23 protein-coding genes and 2 pseudogenes are annotated in these 26,872 nt (G+C 61.7%); 13 read left to right on the forward strand and 12 right to left on the reverse strand.

Going from position 1 to position 26,872, the window contains the following annotated elements:
* Window positions 1-23 precede the first annotated feature (23 nt).
* The 3 genes and pseudogenes from B0G77_RS17360 to B0G77_RS17370 all read right to left on the reverse strand — a co-directional run.
* A pseudogene (locus B0G77_RS17360) lies at window positions 24-854 on the reverse strand (glycogen/starch/alpha-glucan phosphorylase); the annotation flags it as partial.
* A 311-nt stretch (window positions 855-1,165) separates the two neighbouring features.
* The gene (locus tag B0G77_RS17365) at window positions 1,166-2,029 is read right to left on the reverse strand and encodes a class I SAM-dependent methyltransferase (protein ID WP_133663216.1); all 864 of its coding nucleotides are present in this window, start codon (window positions 2,027-2,029) and stop codon (window positions 1,166-1,168) included.
* A 157-nt stretch (window positions 2,030-2,186) separates the two neighbouring features.
* On the reverse strand, window positions 2,187-2,609 hold the full coding sequence (locus B0G77_RS17370; RefSeq protein ID WP_133663217.1) for a DUF4863 family protein: 423 nt from the start codon (window positions 2,607-2,609) through the stop codon (window positions 2,187-2,189).
* Between the two features lie 71 nt (window positions 2,610-2,680).
* Between B0G77_RS17370 and B0G77_RS17375 the strand changes: the two genes are divergently transcribed.
* Window positions 2,681-3,496, forward strand: coding sequence for a hypothetical protein (locus B0G77_RS17375; protein ID WP_243751034.1), 816 nt, complete (start codon window positions 2,681-2,683; stop codon window positions 3,494-3,496).
* 116 nt (window positions 3,497-3,612) lie between these two features.
* Here the strand turns inward: B0G77_RS17375 and B0G77_RS17380 are convergent, their stop codons facing one another.
* The 3 genes from B0G77_RS17380 to mhpT form a co-directional block, all read right to left on the reverse strand.
* Window positions 3,613-3,882, reverse strand: coding sequence for a hypothetical protein (locus tag B0G77_RS17380; protein WP_133663218.1), 270 nt, complete (start codon window positions 3,880-3,882; stop codon window positions 3,613-3,615).
* A gap of 282 nt (window positions 3,883-4,164) precedes the next feature.
* Complete coding sequence (locus tag B0G77_RS17385; protein WP_133663219.1) at window positions 4,165-5,307, reverse strand: porin; 1,143 nt, start codon at window positions 5,305-5,307, stop codon at window positions 4,165-4,167.
* Window positions 5,308-5,351: 44 nt separating this feature from the next.
* The gene (gene mhpT / locus B0G77_RS17390; RefSeq protein ID WP_243751138.1) at window positions 5,352-6,560 is read right to left on the reverse strand and encodes a 3-(3-hydroxy-phenyl)propionate transporter MhpT; all 1,209 of its coding nucleotides are present in this window, start codon (window positions 6,558-6,560) and stop codon (window positions 5,352-5,354) included.
* A 478-nt stretch (window positions 6,561-7,038) separates the two neighbouring features.
* Between mhpT and B0G77_RS17395 the strand changes: the two genes are divergently transcribed.
* From B0G77_RS17395 to B0G77_RS17410, 4 genes are all read left to right on the forward strand, one after another.
* On the forward strand, window positions 7,039-7,875 hold the full coding sequence (locus B0G77_RS17395) for a p-hydroxycinnamoyl CoA hydratase/lyase (protein ID WP_133663221.1): 837 nt from the start codon (window positions 7,039-7,041) through the stop codon (window positions 7,873-7,875).
* Between the two features lie 80 nt (window positions 7,876-7,955).
* Window positions 7,956-9,407, forward strand: a complete 1,452-nt coding sequence (locus tag B0G77_RS17400; RefSeq protein WP_133663222.1) for an aldehyde dehydrogenase — start codon at window positions 7,956-7,958, stop codon at window positions 9,405-9,407.
* Between the two features lie 114 nt (window positions 9,408-9,521).
* The gene (locus tag B0G77_RS17405) at window positions 9,522-11,414 is read left to right on the forward strand and encodes a feruloyl-CoA synthase (RefSeq protein WP_133663223.1); all 1,893 of its coding nucleotides are present in this window, start codon (window positions 9,522-9,524) and stop codon (window positions 11,412-11,414) included.
* A gap of 74 nt (window positions 11,415-11,488) precedes the next feature.
* On the forward strand, window positions 11,489-12,013 hold the full coding sequence (locus tag B0G77_RS17410) for a MarR family transcriptional regulator (RefSeq protein WP_133663224.1): 525 nt from the start codon (window positions 11,489-11,491) through the stop codon (window positions 12,011-12,013).
* A 689-nt stretch (window positions 12,014-12,702) separates the two neighbouring features.
* Here B0G77_RS17410 and B0G77_RS17415 read toward each other — a convergent pair.
* A complete protein-coding gene (locus B0G77_RS17415; RefSeq protein WP_133663225.1) occupies window positions 12,703-14,076 on the reverse strand; it encodes a M14 family metallopeptidase in 1,374 nt (457 codons plus the stop codon).
* Between the two features lie 347 nt (window positions 14,077-14,423).
* Here B0G77_RS17415 and B0G77_RS17420 point away from each other — a divergent pair, with 347 nt between their 5' ends.
* The 4 genes and pseudogenes from B0G77_RS17420 to B0G77_RS17435 all read left to right on the forward strand — a co-directional run bounded on the left by B0G77_RS17420 (window position 14,424) and on the right by B0G77_RS17435 (window position 17,546).
* Entirely contained in the window at window positions 14,424-15,260 is an 837-nt protein-coding gene (locus tag B0G77_RS17420; protein WP_133663226.1) for an MFS transporter, read from the forward strand.
* 64 nt (window positions 15,261-15,324) lie between these two features.
* Window positions 15,325-15,579: pseudogene (locus B0G77_RS44280) on the forward strand (hypothetical protein); the annotation flags it as partial.
* 47 nt (window positions 15,580-15,626) lie between these two features.
* On the forward strand, window positions 15,627-16,685 hold the full coding sequence (locus tag B0G77_RS17430) for a folate-binding protein YgfZ (RefSeq protein WP_133663227.1): 1,059 nt from the start codon (window positions 15,627-15,629) through the stop codon (window positions 16,683-16,685).
* Between the two features lie 36 nt (window positions 16,686-16,721).
* Window positions 16,722-17,546, forward strand: coding sequence for an NRDE family protein (locus B0G77_RS17435; RefSeq protein WP_133663228.1), 825 nt, complete (start codon window positions 16,722-16,724; stop codon window positions 17,544-17,546).
* Window positions 17,547-17,575: 29 nt separating this feature from the next.
* Here the strand turns inward: B0G77_RS17435 and B0G77_RS17440 are convergent, their stop codons facing one another.
* From B0G77_RS17440 to B0G77_RS17460, 5 genes are all read right to left on the reverse strand, one after another.
* Window positions 17,576-18,535, reverse strand: a complete 960-nt coding sequence (locus B0G77_RS17440) for an alpha/beta hydrolase (RefSeq protein WP_133663229.1) — start codon at window positions 18,533-18,535, stop codon at window positions 17,576-17,578.
* Between the two features lie 94 nt (window positions 18,536-18,629).
* Window positions 18,630-19,499 (reverse strand): SDR family oxidoreductase, encoded by an 870-nt coding sequence (locus B0G77_RS17445; protein WP_133663230.1) that lies wholly within the window; start codon window positions 19,497-19,499, stop codon window positions 18,630-18,632.
* Window positions 19,500-19,635: 136 nt separating this feature from the next.
* The gene (locus B0G77_RS17450) at window positions 19,636-20,634 is read right to left on the reverse strand and encodes an NADP-dependent oxidoreductase (RefSeq protein WP_133663231.1); all 999 of its coding nucleotides are present in this window, start codon (window positions 20,632-20,634) and stop codon (window positions 19,636-19,638) included.
* Window positions 20,635-20,754: 120 nt separating this feature from the next.
* A complete protein-coding gene (locus B0G77_RS17455) occupies window positions 20,755-21,255 on the reverse strand; it encodes a PaaI family thioesterase (protein ID WP_133663232.1) in 501 nt (166 codons plus the stop codon).
* 9 nt (window positions 21,256-21,264) lie between these two features.
* Window positions 21,265-21,567: a Dabb family protein gene (locus B0G77_RS17460; protein WP_133663233.1), complete on the reverse strand. Its 303-nt coding sequence runs from the start codon at window positions 21,565-21,567 to the stop codon at window positions 21,265-21,267.
* Window positions 21,568-21,746: 179 nt separating this feature from the next.
* On the opposite strand from B0G77_RS17460, the gene B0G77_RS45545 reads away from it, so the two are divergent.
* The 4 genes from B0G77_RS45545 (at window position 21,747) to B0G77_RS17475 (ending at window position 26,837) form a co-directional block, all read left to right on the forward strand.
* Window positions 21,747-21,983, forward strand: coding sequence for an Arm DNA-binding domain-containing protein (locus tag B0G77_RS45545; protein ID WP_347814165.1), 237 nt, complete (start codon window positions 21,747-21,749; stop codon window positions 21,981-21,983).
* 352 nt (window positions 21,984-22,335) lie between these two features.
* On the forward strand, window positions 22,336-23,757 hold the full coding sequence (gene hpnJ / locus B0G77_RS17465) for a hopanoid biosynthesis associated radical SAM protein HpnJ (RefSeq protein WP_133663234.1): 1,422 nt from the start codon (window positions 22,336-22,338) through the stop codon (window positions 23,755-23,757).
* Between the two features lie 154 nt (window positions 23,758-23,911).
* Window positions 23,912-24,130 carry a DUF2964 family protein gene (locus tag B0G77_RS17470; protein ID WP_133663235.1) on the forward strand — a complete coding sequence of 73 codons (219 nt, stop codon included), beginning with the start codon at window positions 23,912-23,914 and terminating at the stop codon, window positions 24,128-24,130.
* 310 nt (window positions 24,131-24,440) lie between these two features.
* Window positions 24,441-26,837: a phosphoketolase family protein gene (locus tag B0G77_RS17475; RefSeq protein ID WP_133663236.1), complete on the forward strand. Its 2,397-nt coding sequence runs from the start codon at window positions 24,441-24,443 to the stop codon at window positions 26,835-26,837.
* Window positions 26,838-26,872: the final 35 nt, after the last annotated feature.

Here is a 26,872-nt window from a genome sequence, read left to right on the forward strand (position 1 = left end):
CCCAAGCGCGGGTCAACCCGTTTTCAGGGTCGTCGTTCAAGGGTGATCTTTACTGGGCGAATCTTCCAGATCCGCTCGCAGTATTCGCTGATGGCACGATCGGACGAGAACTTGCCCGCATACGCGGTGTTCAGGATCGACATGCGGGTCCAGCGCCGCGTGTCCTGCCAGGCGGCGCTGACGTCCTCCTGGCGCGCGACGTAAGCGGCGTAATCGGCAAGGACGAGAAACGGGTCCGCGTGCAGCAGATTGTCGACCAGCGGACGGAACATCCCGGGATCTCCACGCGAGAAGTGCCCGCCGGAGATCAGATCCAGCGCTTCTCGCAGCTCTTCGTTCGCATTCACGTACTCGATCGGGCGGTAGCCTGCCCGTCTGACGCGTTCCACCTGATCCGCAGTCAGGCCGAACAGGAAGAAGTTTTCGTCGCCGACTTCATCACGTATTTCGACGTTGGCTCCGTCCAGCGTGCCGATGGTCACCGCGCCGTTCATCATGAACTTCATGTTGCCGGTTCCCGAGGCCTCTTTGCCGGCAGTCGAAATCTGCTCGGACAGATCGGCGGCCGGGTAGATGAAATGCGCGTTCTTCACATTGAAGTCCGGAAAGAACACGACCTTTAGTCGCCCGCTTACCGCCGGATCGTTGTTGACGACTTCAGCGATGCCGTTGATCAGGCGGATGATGAGCCTGGCCATCGCATAGCCGGGCGCGGCCTTGCCGCCGAACACGAAACAGCGCGGCGTCAGCGCGAGTTGCGGATTGCGCCGTAAGCGCAGATAGAGCGTAACGATGAAGAGCGCGTTCAGGTGTTGCCGCTTATATTCGTGGATGCGCTCTCCGCGTCGCATCTGGGATCGATCCTGAAAAGCTGGGCGGAGCACTATAACCGCGGACGTCCTCATATGTCACTGGGACCGGGTGTCCCTGATCCGCCGGCCGATCTTGCACAGATCCCCCATGAGAATTCCCGTCATCATGTTGACCGGTGCCTTGTGGTGCATGCGAAAACGATTCCTGGTGGGCTGCACCACGAGTATTCATTGGTAGCCGCTGGCACTTGATCCGGTTCTTGCGGAGCACAGCCACCGTTACGCTGGTCCGCACAACGTCTTTCCGCACTTTTTCATTTCGTTGCATCAAAGTCCGACAGTGCTGCGCGCCATTACCGGACAGGAGCGATGTTACCGGGACCCTGCTTATTGCCAGCCACCATCCAGGGCTTTCTCGCAGACGCGAGCACACACGGCATCGGGATTTGCACCTCACCGTTGTCCGTATACGAAGCCGCATCGTCGGACACCGCCTTCTGGATCGAAGCCAGCCCCTCCGGCGACTGCGCCTTCAAAATCGCCGCGACGCGCACACCGCCGCGCATCAGGACGTCGAAAGGCGTTTCGGGCGCGCGAATACGCAACGTTTGACTGACTTCCTTAATTTGCGGCTCAACGAAGCCCACATCGAGCAGCGCACGCTCCGATTCGTGCGAGTCGCTGAAGCGGAAGAACGGAGGCCCGGGAGGCAGCGGGACATCCATGCGGCCGTGCTTCTCAATGGCCTTGAGCACCATCCCGAATCCAGCGGTCCGGTCCGGCGACGCCCAAACGGTAAACGCGATCCTGCCGCCCGGGCGCAGCACGCGTAACGCTTCGGCGAGCGCGGCGTCGGGGCGAGCGAAATGCAGCATTCCGAAGCTGATGCCGACCGCGTCAAAACTCATGTCCGCAAAAGGCAGGTCTTCGGCGCTCCCGGAACGGAATGCGAGGGCGGGAAAAAGCCGTCTCGCTTGCTGGACCATCGCGTCCGCGAAATCGACGCCGACGACATCGGCACCACGACGCGCCGCGGCCGCCGCGAGGTAGCCGGGCCCAGACGCGACATCAAGAAACTGGACGCCAGCGCGTACCTCAAGGGCGTCGAGCAGCGCTTCATTTGACTGTGTCGTCAGTTCGCCAAAATATGAGTGATACGGCTGTGCGACTGTTTCCCAGCCCTGACGCTCAAAGGCGCTGAATTCGTCTTGTTCCATGTCACACCTCCATCCGGGTGTCACCTGCCGCGGCACGACACCGGATCGACGCGAACCGCGCCGATGCATGGTGATCAGGTTAGTACCACAAGGCCACTTGTACAAGACTGGGGGTTTTTAGAAGTGATCCACATCGAAGATTCTTTCACGCGCCAACTCACCTGACGGGTGGCGTGCGGTATTCGATCTCCCCGCCGGGGAGGAAATACATCATTAGCGCCCGGCCGGTGACGGTAGGAAAATGCTCGCTCGTCGGCGGAAATACACGCCATCCCGCGCCGCTCCCGCAAAACTGAACGCCTTCTTCGAGCGGGATGATCATGTTGATTTCGCCATTTATGTGGCAGTGGTATTGGCCCTTCACGTCGCGCAACAAGCCGCTCTCGACGCTCATATCCGACGTTTCACGCGACGGCTCCGCAATGCGGCCGCGGCGATACTCATCACCCTCGATATCTGCGTAGGCAGCCCAGCCTTCTTCTACACCGAGCTTCACCAATTGCGCGACCCGCGAGTAAGACTCCGTACCCGCACCGTACCTGCTGTTCAGATGCGCTTCGAGCGCCGCGTCGAGCGGCATGACGCTCGACCCTTCCCGAAGGGAGGAGACCTGTTCGTTTCCATCTCCCCTTGTGTTGGACGGAAGAGTGCTTGTGGTTCGGCCCGTTTTGTCAAGATGCGCGACGCACGATGGCTGCGTTTGTGGCGAAAACGCACGCCGGAATTTTTGCTCCGAACACTCCGCAAACGATTGCTTATACTCTGTGCACCTCTCACTCCAAGCCGCATCGTATGCAGCAGGAATGGCTTGAATATCTCGAACGACTTAGCTGGAACACCCCGATAACCTTGACGCTCGCGTCGGGGGCGGTCGGCTCCGTCATAACGCTCGCCTGGATCTCAGCAAGGGATGCGAAGGAGCGTAAACGTCAACGGCACCACACTGCGTTGGAACTCGCGCTGTCGCTGGAAAGTTACGCTCGAACGTGTCGGACAATGATGCATAAGGCCGCCTGGGCAGCGTCGGAACCGGTCGGCCCTATGAGCCGCGAAACCGGCAAGGGCGTTTCCATCCCCGCCTTTGCCTACCCGGAAAAGCTGCAGTGGCACGTTCTGAGCCGCAGAGTCATCTCTGAAGTGCGCGAATACCCGGCTATGGTGCATTCTGCACGAGAGTACGTGGAGGCATTTCGGGAGTTCGGCGAGCCGATAGACCTTTACGGCCAGGTCGAATACGAATGTGCGAAGGCTGCGATGTCTGCATTAGCGCTGGCCCGAGTCACGCGCCGCCGGCACGGAGTCGTGAGGTGGCAACCGGGTGCCAAGGATTCAGCCATAGAGCGCGAACTGTCCGACTTCATCGCGGACGCTGAAGAAAAGCGCAAGGCGTTGCTTGAGCGCCGAACAGGATCCATGGTCGGTTCGCCAGCTGACTCGCAACCGTTCAGACACCCGCTAAACGCCTGAAACCTGGGCAAGACAATGGACATCAATGCTTCAGGTGTCTCGCGACTGGCTGCGCCCTTCGAACCTGCCGCCGGGCGCTTCTGAGCGAAGCGGACCCGGCGGCCAGGGTGGGCCGGTCAGTGCAGGCGCGGCGCGCGCCGCAGAACGATCGATACCGGCACGTGCGGTTCGTGACGCAGCACGATAACCGTGATGACGTCGCGCTCGCGCCACGCGCACCGGATCACGTCCTCGATCGCGTGTTCGCGGCTTCGGAATGCATGTTCGAAACCCTCTTCAGTAAGCAGCCTGAAGCCCTCGAAGTCACCGAAGCGATCGTACTCGAGCGACGAAACCTTGCCCGTTGTCCTGCGCGGGATCGACGTTGTTTGCAGCCGGGTTCTCAAAAACGGGAGCGCCCGGCACAATGCCGCCCGCACCGACGATGCCCGTCGAGACGTCGCGGAAAATTTTGCAACTTTATTTTTTCCGGCTCTTGTTTCCGCATCGCTCATGCCCAGAGTTCATCGGAGGAGGCACGCGTCGTTTGCCGGTTGAACCGTGCCCGTAATCACGAAGCGGTCCGGGCGACGTCAACCGATCGGCGCCCTATTGTTCGACGAGCCCCGCACGCGGCCAGCGTGGCCGACACGCATACAGCAATCGCAGACTTCTTCATCCGGTGTCTCCTAGAACATATGTTTGATGCCGACCATCACGCCCGTCTGTCCCATGCCCGCGCCCGGCGTCGTGCCGCCACCGCCGCCGCTTACCGAGTAGCGCGCCTTCGCGCTGTTGGCGAGATACGCGGCTTGTGCGTATACGGAAGAGCGCTTGCTCAACAGATAAGTCGTGCGCAGTGTGCCCATCGTCGCGCGCGTGTCGTGTTCGGCGTTGACGATGCGGAACACCTCGCCGTCGACAAGAAACGCGGGCGTCACGAAGTACGAAGCGCCGACGAAGAACAGGTCGGAACGTACATTCGGCACAGCGGGTGAATCCGTCACGACGCGACGCCCGAGCCAGCCCGCGCCGAGCTTCACGCCGGCGTATTGCGCATACGCGCTGACGTGCGTGCGCGCGTCCTTGTCGGCGGCATGGGTGAGCGGCGTGATTGCCACGCCATCGAAGAAGTTGGCGGCTGCGTTCGTGCCGCCACGCTGCTCTTCGTATGAGGCAGCGATGCCGAAGTACGGTGCGTCGTACTTGAGCATCACCGACCAGTCGCGGCATTCCGTTGCATGGCCGGGCACCGAACCCGCGCAGGTGCCCTGCCCCGGCGAATTGCCCGTGCCCGCCGAATCGCGCCCGAACGAATAGCCCGCGCCCAGCGTGAATCCCTTGTAGCTGCCCATGTAGGTCACGGAATTGTCGGCGCGCGCATTAGGCACGTACGCGTCGAGCGAACCCATGCCGTAGATGTCCGGCCCGATGATGTCTGCGCCTTGCAACGACAGGTAGGTCATCGTGTATTGACGCCCGAATGCGACCGTCCCGTACGCGCTCTTGAGGCCGACGAAGGCCTGTCGTCCGAACAGCCGGCCACCCTGGCCTGAACTGCCGTCGCGCACGTTGAAGCCGCTTTCGAGCGTGAAGATCGCGCTATAGCCTCCGCCCAGATCTTCGACGCCGCGCAAGCCCCAGCGCGAAGGCAGTTCGCCTGTTACGGCGGGCATGCGGAACACATGATCGCCGGCGGCGTTCGCGTGCGATACGTATTCGATACCCGTATCGACGACGCCGTACAGCGTGACGCTCGATTGCGCGAAAGCGCTCGTGGTGAATGCGCAGAGTGCGCCGCACAGCAGAAGGCGGGTCGTTGTTGCCTGCATCTCGTTGTCTCCAAACGTCGTGTCTTGTTTTAGGAAGGGATGATTCAGTCCGCGGCGCGCGGACGGCGGATCAGCAGCAGTGCGGCAACGGCGGCGATGAGCGTGACGGGAATACTCGCGCCGATCACCATCGACGAACTGCGGCCTGTCGCCAGCAATGCGCCCGCCGCGAGCGGGCCGACCACGGAGCCGATCCGGCCCACGGCCACCGCCGCGCCGACGCCTGTGCCGCGCATGGCCGTCGGGTAGAAGACGGCGGCGAGCGCGTAGAGCACCGATTGCCCGCCGATCACGAACATGCCGGCGAAGTACGCCGAGACGGCGAGCCAGGCGAAACCCGGCGCAACCGACAAGGCCGCGAGCGACGCGATGATCCCGATGTACATGCCCGAGACAACCGCGCCGCCGCGCAGCCGGTCCATCAACATGCCGATGAAGAGCGCGCCCAGTCCGCCGCCGATGTTGAAGAAGATCTGCACGTAGCCGACTTCGGCGCGCGCGAGACCGCGCGCCGCCATCAGCGACGGCAGCCAGTTGAGCAGGAAATAGAGAACGATCAGCGTGCAGAAATAGCTGATCCAGATTTGCAGCGTGGACAGGCCGCGATGTGCACCGAACAGCACTTCGCCGACGGGCGCGGGCTGCGGCTTCGCGCCACGCGACGCCTTGCGAAACGCACTGGATTCGGGCAGGAACGCGATCAGCAACGGCACCAGCACCAGCGGCCCCGCGCCGCCGACATAGAAGATATGCCGCCAGTCCGTATCGCCGAAGCTGACGATGCCAATGATCGATGCGATCACGCCGCCGAATGGAATGCCGCAATACATCACGCTCACGGCCGTATTGCGCGCCTTCGGCGACACGGCCTCCGACGATAGCGCGATCAGGTTCGGCAGCGCGCCGCCGAGTCCCATGCCCGTCAGCACGCGCACCACCACCAGCATGCCGAAGCTCGATACCAGCGCCGTCGCGATCGACAGCAGGCCGAACACGCATGCCGACAGGATCAGCACCCGCTTGCGTCCGATGCGATCCGCAAGACGCCCGCCGAACATCGCACCTGGCAACAGACCGAAGGTGCCCGCGCTGAACGCGAGCCCCATCTGCGCGACCGTCAGGCCGAATTCGCGCGCCATGCGCGGCGCCGCGACACCGACCGATTGCAGGTCCAGCCCTTCCAGCAGGGCGATCGCGAAACAAAGGCTCAATGTGATGACGGCGCCCGTGCCCGCAATGGGCTGCGTCGTCATACTCTCCATGCTGTCTCCGGGTAATGCTGTCCTGGTGGATTTCATCTCTGTCACCTGTTGTTGTGTCGGTATCCGCGAGCGCTTCGAGATGCCTTAATATCAGGTACCCTGATATTAAGGTCGAGTAAAAGCGCGTTCGTGAGAACGCGCTGGAGATCGTCGCGATGCAGCGCATTTAATATCAGGCCACCTGACAATGCAAGACGAAAATCTTTGGTGAATACCCCAGGCGCCGCTGGCATCTTTCACGCGTGGTGCATGTCGGATATCGCCCTGAGACGCGCCCATATGCCGTTTGCGGGCCGCGACACCTTCGCGCCCACCCGCGATCAGGGTTTTCACCGACGAACGGAAGATTGTTTATCAGGCAGCTTGATAATAGACTTCGTATCAGGCTACCTGATAAATGAAATGAATCGGGTAACTACAGGAACACGGCAAACATCGATACGCGCCACAGTGCGCTGGAGCTACGAACATGGCAAGTTATGAGGATCGCTGGAAGACGGTGGACGTCAAGGTTAAAGAGGGCATTGCGTGGGTGACGTTCAATCGTCCCGAGAAGCGCAATGCGATGAGCCCCACGCTCAACAGCGAAATGGTGCAGGTGCTCGAAAGGCTGGAACTCGACGCCGATGCCAGAGTGCTCGTCCTCACGGGAGCCGGCGATGCGTGGACGGCGGGCATGGACCTGAAGGAATATTTCCGTGAAGTCGATGCGGGCCCGGAAATCCTGCAGGAAAAGATTCGCCGCGACGCGTGCCAGTGGCAATGGAAGCTGCTGCGCATGTATTCGAAGCCGACCATCGCGATGGTCAATGGCTGGTGCTTCGGCGGCGGCTTCTCGCCGCTGGTCGCCTGCGATCTCGCGATTGCCGCCGACGAAGCCGTGTTCGGCCTCTCCGAAATCAACTGGGGCATTCCGCCCGGCAATCTCGTCAGCAAGGCGATGGCCGATACCGTCGGGCATCGACAGGCGCTTTACTACATCATGACGGGCGATACCTTCACGGGCACGGAAGCCGCCGCGATGGGCCTCGTCAACAAAAGCGTGCCGCGCGAGCAGTTGCGCGCCGAGACGGTTGCGCTGGCAGCGAAGCTGCTCGAAAAGAACCCTGTGGTGCTGCGCGTCGCGAAGCATGGCTTCAAGCGCTGCCGCGAACTGACGTGGGAGCAGAATGAAGACTATCTGTACGCCAAGCTCGACCAGGCGCAACTGCGCGACCCCGAAAATGGCCGCGAGGAAGGACTGAAGCAGTTCCTCGACCAGAAATCGATCAAGCCCGGCCTTCAGGCGTACAAGCGCACCGATTGACGGCATACGACGCCCGGCATGCCCGACGCGCACGACGCGCCGGGCCCACGACAGAACATGAAGCAATGGAGACAGCCATCGTGACCGAAGTGAGCATGTTGATCGGCGGCAAGGACCGCCCCGCATCGAACGGCGCGACGTTCGAGCGCGTTAATCCCGTCACGGGCGCCGTGGCCTCGCGCGCGCCCGCAGCCACGCTCGCCGATGCCAATGCCGCCGTCGATGCCGCAGCCGCCGCCTTCCCGGCGTGGTCGGCGCTGCCGCCGACGGAGCGCCGCGCGCGCCTGCTCAAGGCCGCCGACATCATGGACGCCCGAACGGGCACCTTCATCGAAGCCGGCATCGCCGAAACGGGCGCGATGGCGAACTGGTACGGCTTCAACGTGCATCTCGCGGCCAATATGCTGCGCGAAGCGGCGGCGATGACGACGCAGATCGACGGCAGCATCGTACCCACCGATACCCCTGACAACCTCGCGCTCGCCGTGCGGCAGCCGTGTGGCGTAGTGCTCGGCATCGCGCCATGGAACGCGCCCGTGATTCTCGGCACGCGCGCCGTCGCGATGCCGCTCGCGTGCGGCAACACCGTCGTGCTCAAGGCGTCGGAGGCGTGTCCCGCCGTTCATCGGATGATCGGCAGCGTGTTGCAGGAAGCCGGACTCGGCGATGGCGTCGTCAACGTCGTGACGAATGCGCCCGAGGACGCGCCCGCCATCGTCGAGCGTCTGATCGCGCATCCCGCCGTGCGGCGCGTGAACTTCACGGGCTCGACGCACGTTGGCCGCATCATCGCCATGCACGCGGCGAAACATCTGAAGCCCGCATTGCTCGAACTCGGCGGCAAAGCACCCGTGCTCGTGCTCGACGACGCCGATCTCGATGCAGCCGTCGAAGCGATTGCGTTTGGCGCGTTCTTCAACCAGGGGCAAATCTGCATGTCGACGGAACGCGTGATCGCGCATCGCGGCATCGCGGATGCCCTCGTCGACAAGCTGACCGGCAAGGCGCACAAACTGATCGCGGCGGCACCGACTGCGCAGGGCGCCGTGCTCGGCGCGATGGTGAGCGCGCAGGCGGCGCAGCGCGCGACGGCGCTCGTCGTGGACGCATGCGAGCAGGGCGCGACGATCCGCGCAGGCGGCGCAACGCACGGCGCGATCATGCAGCCGACCATCGTCGATGGCGTGCGTCCCGGAATGAAGCTTTACGCGGAAGAATCGTTCGCGCCCGTGGTGAGCGTGCTGCGCGTCGACAGCGACGACGAAGCGGTGCGCGTGGCGAACGACAGCGTGTTCGGCTTGTCGGCGGCCGTGTTCAGCCGCGACATCGCGCGCGCCATGCAGGTCGCGAAACGCGTCGAATCGGGCATCTGCCATATCAACGGGCCGACCGTGCACGACGAAGCGCAAATGCCGTTCGGCGGCGTGAAGAGCAGCGGATACGGACGTTTCGGCAGCAAAGCGTCGATTGCGGAATTCACCGATCTGCGCTGGATCACGATACAGACGGGCCCGCGTCGCTATCCGATTTGAAGGCGTTGGCGTAGACAGGCCGTTCAGGAATTTGCGTATGGTTCGCGTAAGGCGAAAGACCTCGCGCCGGGCAGCGGCTCATCACGCCAGAGAGCCCACACAGGAGACAACAAGGTGAATATCCAGCCGACGCAACACCGTGTCGACGGAGAAACATCCGCGCCCTATCGCGCGGTGCGGATCGGTTCGGCGCCCGTCCGCGTGCGCCGCCACGGCGACGCCTGGTACATGGAATCGGACGCCACGCCCGGCAATTATCCGAAACGTCTGACCGACCGGCTCGCAAGCGGCGCGCAGGCGCATCCCGACCGCTGGCTCGTCGCGCGTCGCGGTCCGGATGGTACGTGGCGCGGCATCAGCTATGCGCAGATGCTCAGTCATGCCCGCGCGATCGGCCAGGCGCTGCTCGATCGCAAGCTGTCGGCTGATCGCCCTGTCGCGATCCTCTCGGGCAATGACCTCGAACACATGATGATCGCGCTTGGCGCAATGTGGGCCGGCGTGCCTTACGCGCCGATTTCGCCGGCGTATTCGCTCGTCTCCAGCGACTACGGCAAGCTGCGTCACACGCTCGACCTGCTGACGCCGAGCCTCGTGTTCGCCACCGAAGGCGACACGTTTGCTGCCGCGATCGTCGCGACGGTCGCCGACGACGTCGAAGTAGTCACGGCCTCGGGTTCATGCGGACTACGCAACGCAACCGCGCTGTCGCAACTGCTCGACACGGTGCCCACTACGGTCGATGCCGCGCACGAGGCGATCGATCCCGAGATGATCGCCAAATTCCTGTTCACGTCGGGCTCGACGATGCTGCCGAAAGCCGTGCCGACGACACATCGCATGCTGTGCAGCAATCAGCAGATGCTGCTCGACACCTTTCCGGAGTTCGCCGTCGAGCCGCCCGTACTGGTCGACTGGCTGCCGTGGAATCATACGTTCGGCGGCAGTCACAACGTCGGCATCGCGCTCTACAACGGCGGCACGCTGTATATCGACGACGGCAAGCCCGTCGCGAAGAAGTTCGACGAAACACTGCGCAATCTGCGCGAGATCGCGCCGACCATCTACTTCAACGTGCCGAAGGGATGGGAAGAACTGACGATCGCGCTCGAAACCGACGCGCAACTGCGCGACACGTTCTTCTCACGCGTGAAGGTGTATTTCTTCGCGGGCGCGGGACTCTCGCAGGCGGCGTGGAACCGGCTGCAAAGCGTCACCGAGCGCTTTTGCGGCGAGCGCATCCGCATCATGGCCGGGCTCGGCATGACGGAGACGTCGCCCTCGTGCCTGTTCACGACAGGGCCTGTCATGGGCGCGGGTTACGTCGGAATGCCGGCGCCCGGTTGCGAAGTCAAGCTCGTGCGCGTGGCGGGCAAGCTGGAGGCGCGCTTTCGCGGCCCGCATGTGATGTCCGGCTACTGGCGCATGGAGGACGCGCAAGCAGCGGGCTCCTTCGATGACGAAGGCTATTACTGCAGCGGCGACGCGCTGAAGTTCGTCGATCCCCGGCGCCCCGAACTCGGTCTGATGTTCGACGGACGTATCGCCGAAGACTTCAAGCTCAGCTCTGGCACGTTCGTGAGCGTCGGACCGATGCGCGCACGTGTCATATCGGCGGGCGCGCCGTATGTGCAGGATGTGGTCGTGACGGGACTGAATCGCGACGATGTCGGCCTGCTGGTGTTCCCGCGGCTCGACGACTGCCGGCGGCTCGCGCAGTTGCCGCTGTCCGCGAGCGCGTCCGAGATCGTCGGCGCGCCTGCCGTGCGTGAGTTCTTCAGCCACCTGCTCGACGGTCTGAACCGCGAATCGACGGGCAGCGCGACGGCGATCGCCCGGCTGCGGTTGCTCGACGTGGCGCCCTCGCTCGATCTCGGCGAGATCACGGACAAAGGTTCGATCAATCAGCGCGCGGTGTTGATGCATCGTGCGGAACTCGTCGAGGCGATGCACGATGCGCGGCGCAACGACCCACACGTGATCTACGTGGTGCCTTGCAAGGCGTGAAAGCGTCCAGGATGACGTAGAAGGCGAACGGCGCGGTAACATGGCGTCTTCCACGACAGCATCCGGCCGATGTGATGACGGGCAAATCTCCCACAAAAACGACTACAGCGACTAAAACAACGAGAGCGGCAGCCGCAAGCACTGCCCGCTCACGCCCTGCCTCGACGGGTCGCAAGGCTGCCGCGCGTCCCCGGCTGACCTATCTGATCGGCAGCCTCGACCGCATTCTGCGCCGCAAGATGACGGAAGCGCTGGCCCCGCTCGGGCTGACGCTCGCGCAGTTCACCGCGCTTTCGGTGCTGGAAGCGCGCGGCGAGGCGTCGAATGCCCAACTCGCCGAGCGGTCGTTCATCACGCCGCAATCGGCCAACGAAGTCATGAGCGTAATGGCGTCGCGCAATTGGATTACGCGCGAGCCGGATCCGAATCATGGCCGCATCGTCGTACTTCGACTCACGAACGAAGGGCGCCAGGTGCTGAATCGATGCAAGGCTACGGTACATGTTCTGGAAACCCAGATGCTCTCGGGCATCGAGGCGCATGATGCGTCGGCTGCGCAGGACCTGCTGGAACTCTTCGTCCGAAATCTTCGCGAGTGAGAACCGGTCCTGTACATCACCAGATGCGGTCAGGGACTCGACCCTCGCACCGTCAGGTATGCGACCTGGTACGCATGCCGCTCCACGTTCCGCGCGAGGTATGTCTGAACGACCGGGTTGCTCCGCAACGAACGAAAGGAAGGGTGCGCGCGCAGGAACGCATCGACGTCAGGAACCGCCAATTCCTTACCGTTGATCCAGTCCATCATGACTCGCGGGATTCTCAGCCAGCGGGCTGGCCAATAGAAGCGCCCATCGTTGTCCACTGCGTAGCGGCCGCGCACCAGCACAGGATTGTCGGAGCCCGATGCGGAAGGCTCAGTAGCATATTCTGCACACGTCGCAATATCGAACGGAACAAAGTGCCGCACGATTCGGAGGATTCCGCCGAGCATGGCCTCGGTAGATGGCCCCGGATCGCAGGCGCGGCGCAGTTCCAGAGCGCCGCGCAGGCGCGGCGCAGTTCCAGAGCGCCAATTGCGAACTTCAGCTGGTCGGCCTGCCTCACGCTGCCTCCCCTTCTGACGGACACGACTTCCTGTAGGACCAGCGCCGCTATCCGCAAAGGTGCGAGCTTTCTCTTACCCTTCCGCCCTTGTCGCCTGCCGCGAAACTCCCAACGCCCTCTGCTTCGCGGTGCGTCAGGTCGAGAAACAGCATACGACTGCGATGCGCTGGAAACCCGATAATCACTGCGCCGCGATGCAAAACGCCAAAAGTCCCGACGTGACCTCGTCGATGATTTGCTTCATCTCCGGATACGGCGGATGGAATGGCGTCGGGTTTTGCGGACTGCCCCACTCGATCGTGTACGAAAACACCTTAGCTTTTTTGGCATCGATCAGGTGACGGCTGAACGCATAGTCATCCGACGTGCCGGCCGTCGGATACAGGCTCATCGACTGCTCCGTCTTGTAGACCCGGCCACGCGATGCCTTGATCGCATCACGCATCTCGTTTGCCAGGTTGACCGCGATCTTCTTGTCCTCGGCCGAGATGTACTCACGGTATGCCTTGTCGTCAGCAATACCGCGCTTGCCGTCATACGTGGGGTTCTGGAAATTCATCGCTGGGTCGTCGCTTTGATCGACATCGTCACCCCAGTTGTACAGGATATCTTCCGAGTAGCTATGCAGGTCGACAAAATAACGAATGTGCGGAAAGTTGTCGAACACCCAGACGGCGTTCTTCGTCTCCGGCTCGGAGGTTGCCGCGGGCCCAATGTAGACATCGTGGTCGCACGGATCGGTGGAGTTTGCAATCGGCGACTTCGGGTTGAAGTACTTTGGAAAGTCCCAGAGAAAATCGTAATTACGGTTGACGTCAACACCGACGCACTGGGACTGCGTATGTCCCGCTGGCGCAGGCCGTCGATTCTTGCGCCACATCGGTTCGCTCAGCATGCTGTAGTTGCGTCCGTCAGGATTGGCCAGGGGAAAGACGTAAATGTCCTTCGTGTCCACCACGGCTTTGATTTGTGCGGAGGTAAAGGTCCTGCTGCCAATCGTGATATCCGTAGTTGTCCGGTATGCGTTGGTGAGCAGTTGCACGAAGTTGATGAGAATGTCAGGGCTGCCCCATTCGCGCGCGTGAACGCCGCCAAGGAAATAGATTCCGACGCGGCCCGCTCCGCTGCCTTTGCCAATCTTGAGCGCGTGACAAACACGCTTCTCCCATGTTTCGTTCGGCAATTTGATCAACGTGGTGAACGCGTCATTCGGAGCCTCTGATTCGGCAGCCAGGGCCGCCTCAACGTGCGCGACATCGAGGTATCCAGTGCCAGCGACGACCGATAACGCTTCGCGCATCAATGCGCCGCCTACGCTTTTGCGTTTTTCCTTTTGTCGCGCCACACCCTCGATTTCCGCATCCTCAAGACGTTCAACCTTGTAGCCCGCAGTTTCAAGCGCACGAATCTGTTCGTCGCTAGCGTGTGCGTCGACGCGGTAGCCTGCTGCGACTTTCTCAACCGTGTGCCGGGCGACCGTGACTCTATACTTTGTCACGAGGTCGGCCATTGCCGCGTAGTCGCTTCCGGTAATTCTGGCGTGATAATTCGACACTTTCATTCTCCCGGGCAGCTCTCTGCCTTTGCAATCTTAAAAACGGTCTGGCAGCAGATATTTCAAATCCGCGAGTCATCGTCATACCTTCGCGAATCCGTTCGCATCGGTCCAGATAGCGCTGGCCCGCTGGCACGGCAAAGCGATTCCAGCAGAACACGTCAAAAATGAGCTGATACGCGTTGGATTATAGAAATACTACAATCATCCTTGATGCCGATCTTTCAAATCGTGCGCAAGAGAATATGAAAAATACATGTAAGATCAAAGATGTACTGTCGAGTTTCGAGCTTGACGTGCCCTACAATCGACAGGCATTGTTGTAAAACTACAAGACACGCTGATCACTGTTCTTCGCGCGGCTCGCGGATCAGATTCTGCTTTTTCTCGTTCCCCTGGTCATTTTCCAAACGACCGGGCGTGTATCTTGGTCTGGCATCGCGTTTTCGCTCGAGACCTTCCCAAGATATCTGTGTTTTCCGGTTCTGGGCGCGCTTTGCGACCGGCATTCGCCCGGTAAGCTCATGCGCATCAGTCAGATTCTCCGGGCATTGGTGTGTGTCGTTGGCGTTGCCGGATACGACCTTTTCGGCGGAATAGGATGGCTGATCGCGCTTTCACCGTTGTGCGGCATGCTGACGAGCCAGGGCATCGTCGCGCGCGAGGTGATGCTGCCGCAGATCTTCAGCAGCCATCGCTTCGAGAAAGTGCTGTCGTATTCGCAACTGGCAGACCAGCTTGGGCTGGTTCTGGGCCCGATGCTGGCAGCTATGCTGCTGTCGTGGTGGCGCTGGGAGTTCGTCGTCGCCGCAACAGCCGTCCTGTTCTTTACCGCTGATATCGCACTGGCCTATTGGCAAAAAGCGAGCGCCTTCGAATTTGCTGTACCGGAAAGTGCACACGGCACCTGGTTCAAGCCGATCAAGACGGCGCTCGCTCACGTCATCCATCTCCCTGGCCTCAAGTCCGTCATCCTGCTGGCTGCTGCGGAGAACCTCGTGATCGGTGTGACGCTCGCAACGTCCGCCGCGATGGTCACCGGTTTTCACCGCTTCGGTCCCGGCACGGTAATTCTGGTTCTGTCGTTGTGTATGGGCGGCCTCGGCCTCCTGGTCTCGCTTGTTCCTCGCCTTCGGAAAGACCAGAACCCTTCGGCGGCGTCAGCATCCTCCCACGAAGGCTAGGGGCATGATGGAGCGGTTTCACAAATACTTCGAGGACAGCGCGATCCGCCAGCGAAACAAGGGGCATACCTGGGCAAGCTGGCACGTTCAGGCGGGCACGCCGCTGAACCGGTTGATGGAATTAGCGAGCTGGGCGAAGTATGAGCACATTCTCCGGTATGCCCACCTTGCGCCCGACCATCTGCAGAACACGCCAATATGGTCACTATCTGGGCACAACCGGACGCAGAAAACGTGCAAACCCTTGCGGCATAGGGCTCCTGGAAAGCATTATTTCGCCAGGGACATGCGAAACAAGGCTTGGGTGGACCCCATATAATAGTTGCTTGCTTAAGCTAAAGTCAGAATTGACCCTACTGCGAATCCATGACTGCACCGCTCGCCTCCGCGCCAGATACGCCTGTTCCGGCCTCCGCCGCCCACCCTGCACCCGCTCCGTTTCCGCGTCCGGCGCCCGCTGAGTTCGACGCCGTGCTCACACGCGGCGCGTTTATGCCGCTCACGCAGTGCGGTGTCATTGACGTCACCGGCGACGATGCCGCCACGTTCCTGCACAGCCAGCTCACCAACGACACCCAGCATCTCGATGCCGCGAACGCCCGTCTGGCGGGCTACTGCTCGCCCAAGGGCCGGTTGCTTGCATCGTTCCTGACATGGCGCACGGGCGAGACGATCCGCCTGCTGGTGTCGAAGGAGATCCAGCCCGCCGTGCAGAAGCGCCTGTCGATGTTCGTGCTGCGCGCGAAGGCGAAGCTCGTCGACGCGAGCGCCGATCTTGCCGTGGTCGGCCTTGCCGGCGATGTCCGGCCAGCGTTGTCGCATGTATTCGATGCCATTCCCGACGGCGTTCACGTCAAGGTGGACGGCCCGGCGGGCTCGCTCATCCATGTCCCCAGTGCCGCCGGACGGCTGCGCTATCTGTGGATCGGGCCGAAGGCCGACGTCGAGGCGCGTCTGCGGTTGCTCGAAGGCAAGCTCGCGCGCGTCTCGCCGGCCGTGTGGGACTGGCTGGATATCCGCGCGGGCGAGCCGCGCATCACGCAGCCGGTCGTCGAGCAGTTCGTGCCGCAGATGGTCAACTTCGACGTGCTCGGCGGCGTCAACTTCCGCAAGGGCTGCTATCCGGGCCAGGAAGTGGTGGCCCGCAGCCAGTATCGCGGCACGATCAAGCGGCGCACGTCGCTCGCGAACGTCGCGGGCGCGCTGGCGAATGTCGCGGCGGGAGCCGAACTCTTCCATTCGGACGACCCGGGCCAGCCGTGCGGCATGGTCGTCAATGCGGCTTCCGCACCTGAAGGCGGCGTCGATATACTGGTCGAGATCAAGCTCGCGGCGCTCGAAGCCGGTTCGGTGCATCTGGGCGCCGCCGATGGCCCTGTGCTTACCTTCCTGCCGTTGCCGTATTCACTGCCAACCGAGGTCTGACGCGTTGGCCCAACCTTACCTGACGGCGACACGTTCATGTGTCTGATCGTCTTCGACTGGCGACCGGACGCATCGGGCGGCCCGCTCCTCACGCTTGCCGCCAATCGCGACGAGTTCTTTCGTCGCGCCGCCCTACCGATGAACTGGTGGGTCGATGCGCCTGGCTTGCTGGCGGGGCGAGACCTCGTCGGTGGCGGGACGTGGCTCGGGATCACACGCGACGGCCGCTTTGCCGCGCTCACCAACTATCGCGCTCCGCACGAGATGCGGCCCGATGCGCCGACGCGCGGCACGCTCGTGAGCGCCTGGCTGTCCGGAGAGCGGACCGTGCCGCTCGACTATCTGCAGCAGGTCGCGCGAACCGGCGATATCTACAACGGCTTCAACCTGCTGGTCGGCGACCTGTCGCGGCGCGAACTCGGCTGGTACTGCAATCGCTCGGAGGCCGCGCCGGTCTTGCTCGAAGCCGGCACGCACGGCATTTCGAACGCGGTACTCGATACGCGATGGCCGAAGCTGGTCAGAAAGCGCGCCGAACTTGCCGCATTGCTCGCGGAAAACGCAACGCCGCCGCTGTCAAGCCTGATCGACATGATGCGCGACCCCCGTCTCGCTCGCGACGACGAGCTGCCTTCCACCGGTATTCCGCTCGAACGCGAACGGGTGTTGTCGGCAGCATTCATCGAAACGCCCGAGTACGGCACGCGCGGAACCACCGCGCTGCAGGTAGCGGCCGAAAGCGAAACGCTGAAAGTGAACGTCACCGAGCGCAGCGACGACAACGGTTCGCACCGGATCGCGCGGCCGGGACACTTCGAGCGCTCATATGGGTTCGACATCGCGTTAGACATCGCTCACTGATGCCTTCCCGACCTCCCGTGTTGTTTCGGTCAGTCGATACCGAATGCCGCGCGCAGCGCCATGGCCGCGTCGGCATGCGCCTCTGCCACCTCGGGCACGAAACCGCCCATCTTGAAGAACTCGTGGATCATGCCCGCGTAGCGTTGCAGTGTGACCACATTCCCTGCCGCGCGCAGTTTGTCGGCATAGGCGGCGCCCTCATCGCTGAGCGGATCGTACTCGGCCGTCGCGATCCACGCGGGTGCGAGGCCAGCAAAGGCCGGCGCGCCGCGTGTCCCATCGAGCGGGGCGAAGCGCCAGTCGTGACGATCGTCCGCGTCACGGACGTATTGCCCGAAGAACCACTGGATCGTGTCGCCCGACAGCAGGAAGCCATCGGACAGCCGCGTATGGGAATCGGTCTGCTGATGACCGGTCGCGCCGGGATAGATCAACAGTTGCAACGCGAGCGGAATGCCGGCGTCGCGCGCAAGCACGGCGCACACCGTGGCGAGCGTGCCGCCCGCGCTGTCGCCGCCGATCGCAATGCGCGCCTGATCCACGCCGTATAGCGCGGCATTTGCGGATAGCCACGTGAGTGCGTCGAACGCGTCGTTCACCGCGGTGGGGAATTTGTGCTCTGGCGCGAGCCGGTAGTCAACGGACAGCACCACGCACTGAGCGTCGCGCGCGAACATGCGGCACAGCGCATCGTGCGTATCCACGCTGCCGACCGTGAATCCGCCACCATGGAAATACACGAGCGCCGCTGCAGGCTCAGCCCAGCCCGGCTCGACAGGGTAATAAAGGCGCGCGCGGATCGTCGCGCCGTCGCGCGTCGGCAATGCGAGGTCTTCGACCGAAAACATCGGCGCGCTCGCGATCTCTAGAATCGGTGCGCTTTTCTCGTACGACGCGCGCGCCTGTTGCGGCGTGAGTTCGTGATAGGCGGGACGCTTCGCTTTCGCGATCATCTCGAGCACCTGCTCGATCTTCGGATTCAACGGCATCGGACATGAGCGCGGCGCGCTCGCGCCGCCTGAAAAGAATGAGCGCCGTATGATGCCATGAAGCCCCTCTTTGCCGCCCTCTTCCCTGGCACCCTCATCCGGCGTTTTTGACTTCCGGCTTGAGCGACAGCGGATCGGTCGGATTGCGCTGCTGTTCGATATCTTCGTGCCGCAGCCGTACCGTCTCCAGAATTCCCGGATGCGTGATGATGTAGAAACCGCCCGACTCAATGGCCTCGAACGTCATTCTGGCGACATCTGCCGCGCTCAGCTTGCCCGACTGCACCGCACGATGCAGCTGCTTGCCGGCGGCCAGTTGCGAGCGCGTGGGGACGGCGTCGTTGCGCAGCGCGTTTGGACGCGCGCGCTCTGCATCGGCGATGCCCGTCGGCACGAAAGCCGGACACAGCAATGAGCAGCCCACCGGACCGCCGGCGTTTTTCAGGTCGTGATAGAGCGTCTCCGTGAGCGAAACGACAGCGTGCTTCGACGCGTTGTAAATCCCCATCGAAGGGGGCGACAGCAGCCCCGCGACCGACGCCGTGTTGACGATGTGCGCAGGCTCGTTCTGGCGCAGCATGATCGGCGTAAAGACGCGCACGCCGTGCGCGACGCCCATCACGTTGACGTTGAAGACCCAGGCCCAGTCGTTCGCACTGCATTCCCACAGGAAGCCGCCCGCGCCGACGCCTGCGTTGTTGAACAGCAGATGGACCTTGCCGAAGGCGTCGAGGGCTGCGAGCGCCAGCGCTTCGACCTGCGACGCGTCGGAGACGTCAGTGGGCACGCCGATCGCGTCGGCGCCCGTAGCGCGCAGCGCATCGACGGCTTGTGCCAGCGCATTCGCGTCGACATCCGCAAGCACCAGCTTCATGCCGAGTGCCGCGCCCTTCTCCGCAAACGCGCGGCCGAAACCGCTCGCCGCGCCGGTGATCACGGCCACGCGGCCATTGAATTCGAGCATCCTGCCTCCCTGTACTCCCTGTATTTTGCGCGGGCGCCGGTTGCATTCGCGACGCCCTCGGGGCTGGCGTGTGCCAGGTGAGCTTCGCGAGCCTTTGCACCGCGGCGTCGTGCCCGCGTGCCCGATGTGCGGGACTTCAGACCAGCTTGACGAGTTGCTTGCCCAGGTTCTTGCCCTTCAGCATGCCAAGGAACGCTTCGGGCGCGTTTTCGAGCCCCTGCGCGATGGTCTCGCGATACTGCAGCTTCTTCTGTGCGACGAGCGTGCCAAGTTGCTTGAGCGCTTCGGGCCACACCTCCATATGCTCGCTGACGATGAAGCCCTGCACCAGAAGCCGCTGAGTCAGTATCAGACCAGGATGCCTGAGCGGCAACGGCGCGCTGTCGTACCCCGAGATCATTCCGCACAGCGCGATCCGCCCGAACGCGTTCATACGCGCAAGCGTTGCATCGAGCACTTCGCCGCCTACGTTCTCGAAGTAGCCGTCAACGCCATCCGGCGTAGCGGCCTTCAGATCCTGGTACAGGTTGCCCGCCTTGTAATCGACGCACGCATCGAAGCCGAGCGTCTCGACCACATAGCGGCACTTTTCCTCGCCGCCTGCGATGCCGACCGCGCGGCAACCCGTGAGCTTTGCCAGTTGCCCGACGACACTGCCCACCGCACCGCTCGCCGCGCTGACCACGACGGTCTCTCCCGCCTTCGGCGTGATGATCCGGTTCAGGCCATACCATGCTGTCACACCCGTCATGCCGACCGGCCCAAGATACGCGGACAGCGGCACGTACGTCGTATCGACCCTCTGGATACCGCTACCGTCGGACGTGCCGTATTCCTGCCAGCCGAACAGGCCGACGACCTTGTCACCAACGGCAAACTTCGGATTCTTCGACTCCACCACCTCACCGACCGTGCCGCCGATCATCACCTCGTTGAGCGGTTGCGGCAGCGCATACGATTTGCTTTCGTTCATGCGACCACGCATGTACGGATCGAGCGACAGATAGTGATTCCGCACGCGCACCTGGCCATCGGCGAGCGGCGGCAGCGGCGTTTCGACGAGCTTGAAGTTCTCGGTCGACGCGGCGCCCTGCGGACGGGACACCAGCAGGATCTGGCGATTGATTTGAGTCATGGGAATTACCTCTGCAGTTTGCGCGCCGGGTCGATCCAGATCGATCGGGCGCGGGGAACGTGGAATGCACGCGGCGCGGCAACGGACACGTCCTGAATGTTTGCAAGTCCATGGGCGGGATCAACCGTCGCTTGGACCCGGTGTCGCGGACGGATCGCTACGCAGCCGCTGCTGCTTCACATCGCGGCCCACAGCGAGACGCCGCATATATTTGAACGTGCCGAGCGCTTTCGCCACGAAGTGGCCCTCGGTGTCGCGGATTTCGCCTTCGCAATAAGCCATCGTGGTCGAGCGATGCAACACGCGGCCCGTCGCGCGCAGTTCGCCGCGCCCGGGCTGCATGAAGTTGACCTTCATCTCGACAGTGACGACACCGACGCCATCGCCCGCGACGCTACGCGCGGCCATGGCGAGGGCGACGTCCGCGAGGGTCATCGTCACGCCGCCGTGCGCGACGTCCCAGGTGTTCAGCAGTTGCGGCTGCAGCGGCAGCACGACTTCGCTGACACCATCGGCGGCCGACACGAGTTTCGCCCCGATATGATCGATGAACGGGCTTTCCACTATCGGTGTCGAGCGTTCGTTCGCGCGACCGGCTGCGGGTTTCTGTGCGTCAGTCATCGTCGCGCGTCAGACTTCATAATCGACACACTGGCGGGCTTCACGCACCGCACCAGCGAACGTCTTGAGCGCTTCGTGCGCCGGGTGGACCTGATAGGCGTCGAGGGCCGCCTTGTCGACGAAATCGGAGACGAGCACGACGTCGAACGTCGATTCAAGGCCGGGACTCGCGAGGCCCACTTCCAGATGCAGGATGCCCGGCACGATGTCGCGGCAGCCTTCAAGTTTTTCTTTTAGTTTCAGCGCGTTTTCTTCGCGGCTTGCGCCTTCGGCTGAGTCCTTCAGTTTCCACATCACGATATGTCGAATCATGGCGTTCGTAGCGCTTCGCTCTAGTCCGTTAAATAGATTGCCAGGCTTACTCAGCTGGCCTCTCCGGCTTTCCTCGCGTTCATAGTCGTTCGCCGGAAACTGCGGCCATCCGATGAAAAACCGGCAAAAAAACCGGGTTTCATTTAAACGCTCGGAAACCGATACCCGGTTTTTCACCCATGGCGCTCTCAGACATCAAGATCAGACAGGCCAGAGTAAGTTGGAAGCCTATCAAATTTACCGACTCCAATGGTCATTATGTTGAAGTGAAGCCGAACGGCTCGAAGCGCTGGCGTTATCGATACGAGTTGGCCGGGAAGGAAAATAGTTTCGAGCCAGGCTTGAGGACTTGCCGTGCGGTCAGAAGAACCGGCAGCTGTTGCGGTGAACGGGACATCTGCTTGGCGCTTATATGATCGCCAACGGCAAGGTAATCTCACTGTAACGCTCGACCAAGGGGGAAACCCCCGGTTTGCAATGTCGAGCCCGCAAGTCGTAGTATTGTTAATCGTCCTGCTTTCCCCGGTGATAGCCATCTCCGTCTGGGTAAGTCAATGCCGTTCGGTTTTGAAGGGACCGTGATGAATCGATACCCCTCTTGTCTGTCCCCGAATTCCCACATGGGACGGGATGAAGGCGGTCGTACAGTGCATCCAGCGACCGACCCATTCTTGAGCGCATGGATCAGATTCCGAACATCGCCTATGCCCGGCGAGTCCCTGCGGGTGACTGACTCGCTCAAGCAGACAATTGTCTTTGAGAGCATCTATGAAAACGTTGCTTCTGCAGGCACCCTCATTTGACGGCTTCGACGGTGGAGCGGGCTCACGTTTCCAGACGAAGCGCGAGATTCGTTCATTCTGGTATCCAACCTGGCTCGCCCAGCCCGCTGCGCTGATCGAGAATAGCCGCCTCCTGGATGCTCCCGCAGACGGCCTATCCCTGGATACGTCTCTTGACATTGCCGAGCAGTACGACCTTGTCATCATTCATACGAGCAGTCCGTCGTTTCCGAGCGATGTCCAATTCGCAGAGCATTTAAAACGACGTAAATCCACGATCCTCATCGGGATGGTCGGGGCAAAAGTCGCCGTCGATCCTCACGGCTCGCTTACAGCGAGTGATGCGATCGACTTCGTGTGCCGCGAAGAATTCGACTTCACATGTCGCGACATCGCGCAAGGGCTCCCATTCGAGTCGATTCCCGGTCTTAGCTATCGTCTGCCCGACGGCGGAATCCTGCACAACGATGCCCGGCCAATTCTTGAAGACATGGACCAGCTGCCGTTCGTTGCGCCCATCTATAAGCGCGACCTGATGAGCAAAAATTACTTCAGCGGCTACCTCAAACACCCGTATGTGTCGATCTACACGGGTCGAGGCTGCAAATCCAGGTGCACCTTTTGCCTCTGGCCGCAGACGGTCGGGGGCCATCGCTATCGCACACGTTCGGTCGAGAACGTCCTCGAAGAGGTGAAGTGGATCAGGGACAACATGCCCGAGATCAAGGAGATCATGTTTGATGACGATACCTTTACCGATCTCAGACCGAGAGCCGAAGAGATCGCTCGCGGTCTTGGCAAATTAGGCGTGACGTGGTCGTGCAACGCGAAAGCGAATGTGCCTTACTCAACCCTCAAAGTGATGAGGGAAAACGGGTTGCGGCTCTTGCTTGTCGGCTATGAATCCGGCGACGACCAGATCCTCGTGAACGTCAAGAAGGGGCTACGAACCGATATGGCGCGCCGCTTCAGTGACGATTGCCGCAAGCTCGGCATCAAGATCCACGGCACGTTCATTGTTGGACTGCCCGGCGAAACGCGCGAAACAATCAAGAAGACGATCCAATACGCGAAAGAAATCAATCCCCACACGATCCAGGTGTCACTCGCTGCGCCCTATCCCGGTACGCTCCTTCATAAGCAAGCGGTCGAGAATGGATGGCTGAAAGACAGCAAGGTCATCACGCTCGTCGATGCCAGGGGCACCCAGTCTTCAGCGATCGGCTATCCGCACCTGTCACGCGAAGAGATCTATCGCAGCGTGGAGGAATTCTATAAGCGCTTCTATTTCAGACCGACGAAGATCTGGGAAATCGTCCGCGAGATGCTGGTCAGCTGGGAGATGATGAAACGGCGCCTGCAAGAAGGCGTGCAGTTCTTCAAATTTCTCCGGGCGCACAAGGCATGAGGCACGGGGCCCGATCCACGTTTCCTGCCTCTAACGGCAGAAACGGCTTTGTGATGCATGGACGCCCCTGGTTTGCCAGGCTTCATGTTGCGATGCTTCAAAGGTCTTGATTGCAGTCATGCAGCCGGACTAGTCGCAAGTGTCGGAGGTCCCAATGAAGAAATCCGAAAGGCGGGTTGCGATTGCATTAGTGGGCGTCGCCATCTGGCTTGGTGGTCTCTATTTCGCCATTACCGGACTGGTCTATGACCGGACCATGACATTCCGTTACGGCGCGCTCGCCATTTTTGTCGGTGTGTTGATCGTGGTCGTTGCGTTGAACCTGATTTCAGTTCCAGGCTTGCCGCGCAAGAAAAAGCAGATCCCGCGATAGCAGCGTGCTCACGGCACTACGACGGCCGGCGCTGCTGCGTAGGACCCGTTCAAGTCATTCTCCACTCGGAAATTCCGCGTGTCGGACCGCGGCTCTGAACTGCTCGACTCGCAACGGGACCACCCTTGCAATTTACGCATGGTGACGTATTCTGCCTTGTTGAATGTTCATGGCGTTTGCGAAGAGCGCCCGGTCGTAGAGGGTCCGCCGAAAGGCGCAACGAGGCCCGATCAATCACATACACCTGCGCAGCGCACCCGGCGCATTCCACGCCCCTCGGGATGAGGCTGCAAGGACAGGAGACGTCGGTATGGGCAAACATCCCGCCACAGACGCTTCGCGGCAGACCTCACCCGGCAGCGACGAGCTTCAACTGATCGATGCGTGGTGGCGCGCATGCAACTACCTTTCAGTTGGCATGATTTTTCTGTTGGACAATCCACTGTTGCGCGAGCCGTTGAAAGCCGAACACGTCAAGCACCGCCTTCTCGGACACTGGGGCGCCAGCCCGGCTCTATCGTTCGTTTGGGCTCATCTTAATCGCGTGATCAAACGCGACGACCTCGACGTGATCTTCATGGCGGGCCCCGGACATGGGGCACCGGGCGTACTCGGTCCCGCCTACCTGGAAGGCACCTACTCGGAGGTCTATCCGGACAAGAGCGAAGATACGGAGGGCATGCAAAAGTTCTTCAAACAGTTCTCGTTTCCTGGTCATATCGGCTCGCACGTGACGCCGGAGACCCCCGGCTCGATCCACGAAGGCGGCGAGCTCGGCTATAGCCTGTCGCATGCCTATGGCGCTGCACTCGATAGCCCCGATCTCATCGTGGCCTGCGTGGTCGGCGATGGCGAGGCGGAGACCGGACCGCTCGCCACCGCCTGGCACTCGAACAAGTTCATCAACCCCCTGCGGGACGGCACCGTGCTGCCGATCCTGAATCTGAACGGCTACAAGATTGCGAATCCGACCATCCTCGCTCGCATCAGCAGCGAGGAACTGGAAGCGCTCTTCGTCGGCTATGGCTACAAACCCCATTTCGTAGAAGGATCGGATCACGCGGAAATGCATCGGAAGATGGCGAGTACGCTCGATACCGTTCTTGCCGAAATTCGCGCCATCCATGAGAAGGCGCGCGTGCACGGCAATGTCGAGCGGCCACGCTGGCCGATGATCGTGCTGCGCACGCCGAAAGGCTGGAGCGGACCGAAGGAGATCAATGGGCACAAGGTCGAAGGCTCGTGGCGTTCGCATCAGGTGCCATTCGCGGACGCGCGCAACAACCCCGTGAATCTCGAGGTGCTCGAGCAGTGGCTGCGCAGTTACCAGCCCGACGAGCTCTTCGATGCCGACGGCCGTCTGATTCCAGAGCTCAAGGCGCTATCCCCCGAAGGCACGCGGCGCATGAGCGCCAATCCGCATGCCAATGGCGGCGTGTTGCGCAGGGAACTGAAACTGCCCGATTTCCGGGCCTATGCGGTCGATGTTGCGCACGCGGGCCAGGTGCTGCATGAGAACACGCGTCCGCTCGGCGAGTTTCTGCGCGACATCATGCGCGAAAACATGAGCACCTTCCGCGTGTTCGGCCCGGACGAAACGGCCTCGAACCGTCTTCAGGCGATTTACGAGGTCAGCAAGAAGGTGTGGATGGCCGACCTGCTTCCAGAGGATGAGGACGGCGGCGAACTGGCACGCGACGGCCGCGTGATGGAAATGCTGTCGGAGCACACGCTGATGGGATGGCTCGAAGGTTATCTGCTGTCGGGCCGCCACGGCTTCTTCCATACCTATGAAGCGTTCGCGCACGTGGTGGATTCGATGTTCAACCAGCACGCGAAATGGCTCGACATCAGCAAGAATTACGTGCCGTGGCGCGCGTCGGTATCGTCGGAAAACATTCTGCTGTCGTCGACCGTCTGGCGCCAGGATCACAACGGCTTCTCGCACCAGGACCCTGGTTTCATCGACCTGGCCACCAACAAGAGCCCGTCAGTCACGCGCGTCTACCTTCCACCTGACGCGAACACGCTTCTGGTCGTGGCCGACCACTGCCTGCGCTCAACCAACCGCATCAACGTCATCGTGGCGGACAAGCAGAAGCACCTGCAGTTCACCACCATCGAGGAAGCCGTTGTTCACTGTGCAAAAGGCATGGGCGTGTGGAGACGCGCGAGCAACGATGAGAATGACGAACCCGACGTCGTGATGGCGTCGTGCGGTGACGTCGCCACCCAGGAGTCGCTAGCCGCGACGGCAATCCTGCGCGAACACCTGCCCGAACTCAAGCTCCGTTTCGTCAATGTGGTCGACCTGTTCAGGATGCAGCCGGCAAGCGAGCATCCGCACGGCTCGACCGAACGCGAATTCGACAGCCTGTTTACGATCGACAAACCGGTGATCTTCAACTTCCACGGTTACCCGTGGCTGATTCACAAGCTCGCATACCGCTTCCGCAATCACGAGCATCTTCACGTCCGGGGTTACAAGGAGAAGGGCAATATCAACACGCCGCTCGAACTGGCGATTCTGAATCAGGTGGACCGCTTCAACCTGGTGATCGACGTGCTCGACCGCGTGCCGCGCCTGCAAGGCAGAACCGCTCATCTCAGGGAGGACATGAGAAACGCGATCATCTGCCATCTGAACTATGCGCACACGCACGGCACGGACCGCGCCGACATCACCGACTGGGTGTGGCCAGGCTGAGTATCCCGCCCGCTTGGCGCAGGGAAAGGCAACGG

The organism is Paraburkholderia sp. BL10I2N1 (genome assembly GCF_004361815.1).
Classification (GTDB): domain Bacteria; phylum Pseudomonadota; class Gammaproteobacteria; order Burkholderiales; family Burkholderiaceae; genus Paraburkholderia.

Excerpts from the sequence above, each read along its gene's own strand:
- B0G77_RS17395 (WP_133663221.1), top strand. The coding sequence starts at position 7,039 with ATGGCAAGTTATGAGGATCGCTGGAAGACGGTGGACGTCAAGGTTAAA.
- B0G77_RS17450 (WP_133663231.1), bottom strand. The coding sequence starts at position 20,634 with ATGACTCAAATCAATCGCCAGATCCTGCTGGTGTCCCGTCCGCAGGGC.
- hpnJ (WP_133663234.1), top strand. The coding sequence starts at position 22,336 with ATGAAAACGTTGCTTCTGCAGGCACCCTCATTTGACGGCTTCGACGGT.
- B0G77_RS17455 (WP_133663232.1), bottom strand. The coding sequence starts at position 21,255 with ATGACTGACGCACAGAAACCCGCAGCCGGTCGCGCGAACGAACGCTCG.
- B0G77_RS17445 (WP_133663230.1), bottom strand. The coding sequence starts at position 19,499 with ATGCTCGAATTCAATGGCCGCGTGGCCGTGATCACCGGCGCGGCGAGC.
- mhpT (WP_243751138.1), bottom strand. The coding sequence starts at position 6,560 with ATGACGACGCAGCCCATTGCGGGCACGGGCGCCGTCATCACATTGAGC.
- B0G77_RS17370 (WP_133663217.1), bottom strand. The coding sequence starts at position 2,609 with ATGCCGCTCGACGCGGCGCTCGAAGCGCATCTGAACAGCAGGTACGGT.
- B0G77_RS17410 (WP_133663224.1), top strand. The coding sequence starts at position 11,489 with ATGACGGGCAAATCTCCCACAAAAACGACTACAGCGACTAAAACAACG.
- B0G77_RS17430 (WP_133663227.1), top strand. The coding sequence starts at position 15,627 with ATGACTGCACCGCTCGCCTCCGCGCCAGATACGCCTGTTCCGGCCTCC.
- B0G77_RS17440 (WP_133663229.1), bottom strand. The coding sequence starts at position 18,535 with ATGCCGTTGAATCCGAAGATCGAGCAGGTGCTCGAGATGATCGCGAAA.
- B0G77_RS17365 (WP_133663216.1), bottom strand. The coding sequence starts at position 2,029 with ATGGAACAAGACGAATTCAGCGCCTTTGAGCGTCAGGGCTGGGAAACA.
- B0G77_RS17460 (WP_133663233.1), bottom strand. The coding sequence starts at position 21,567 with ATGATTCGACATATCGTGATGTGGAAACTGAAGGACTCAGCCGAAGGC.
- B0G77_RS17475 (WP_133663236.1), top strand. The coding sequence starts at position 24,441 with ATGGGCAAACATCCCGCCACAGACGCTTCGCGGCAGACCTCACCCGGC.
- B0G77_RS17435 (WP_133663228.1), top strand. The coding sequence starts at position 16,722 with ATGTGTCTGATCGTCTTCGACTGGCGACCGGACGCATCGGGCGGCCCG.
- B0G77_RS45545 (WP_347814165.1), top strand. The coding sequence starts at position 21,747 with ATGGCGCTCTCAGACATCAAGATCAGACAGGCCAGAGTAAGTTGGAAG.
- B0G77_RS17385 (WP_133663219.1), bottom strand. The coding sequence starts at position 5,307 with ATGCAGGCAACAACGACCCGCCTTCTGCTGTGCGGCGCACTCTGCGCA.
- B0G77_RS17470 (WP_133663235.1), top strand. The coding sequence starts at position 23,912 with ATGAAGAAATCCGAAAGGCGGGTTGCGATTGCATTAGTGGGCGTCGCC.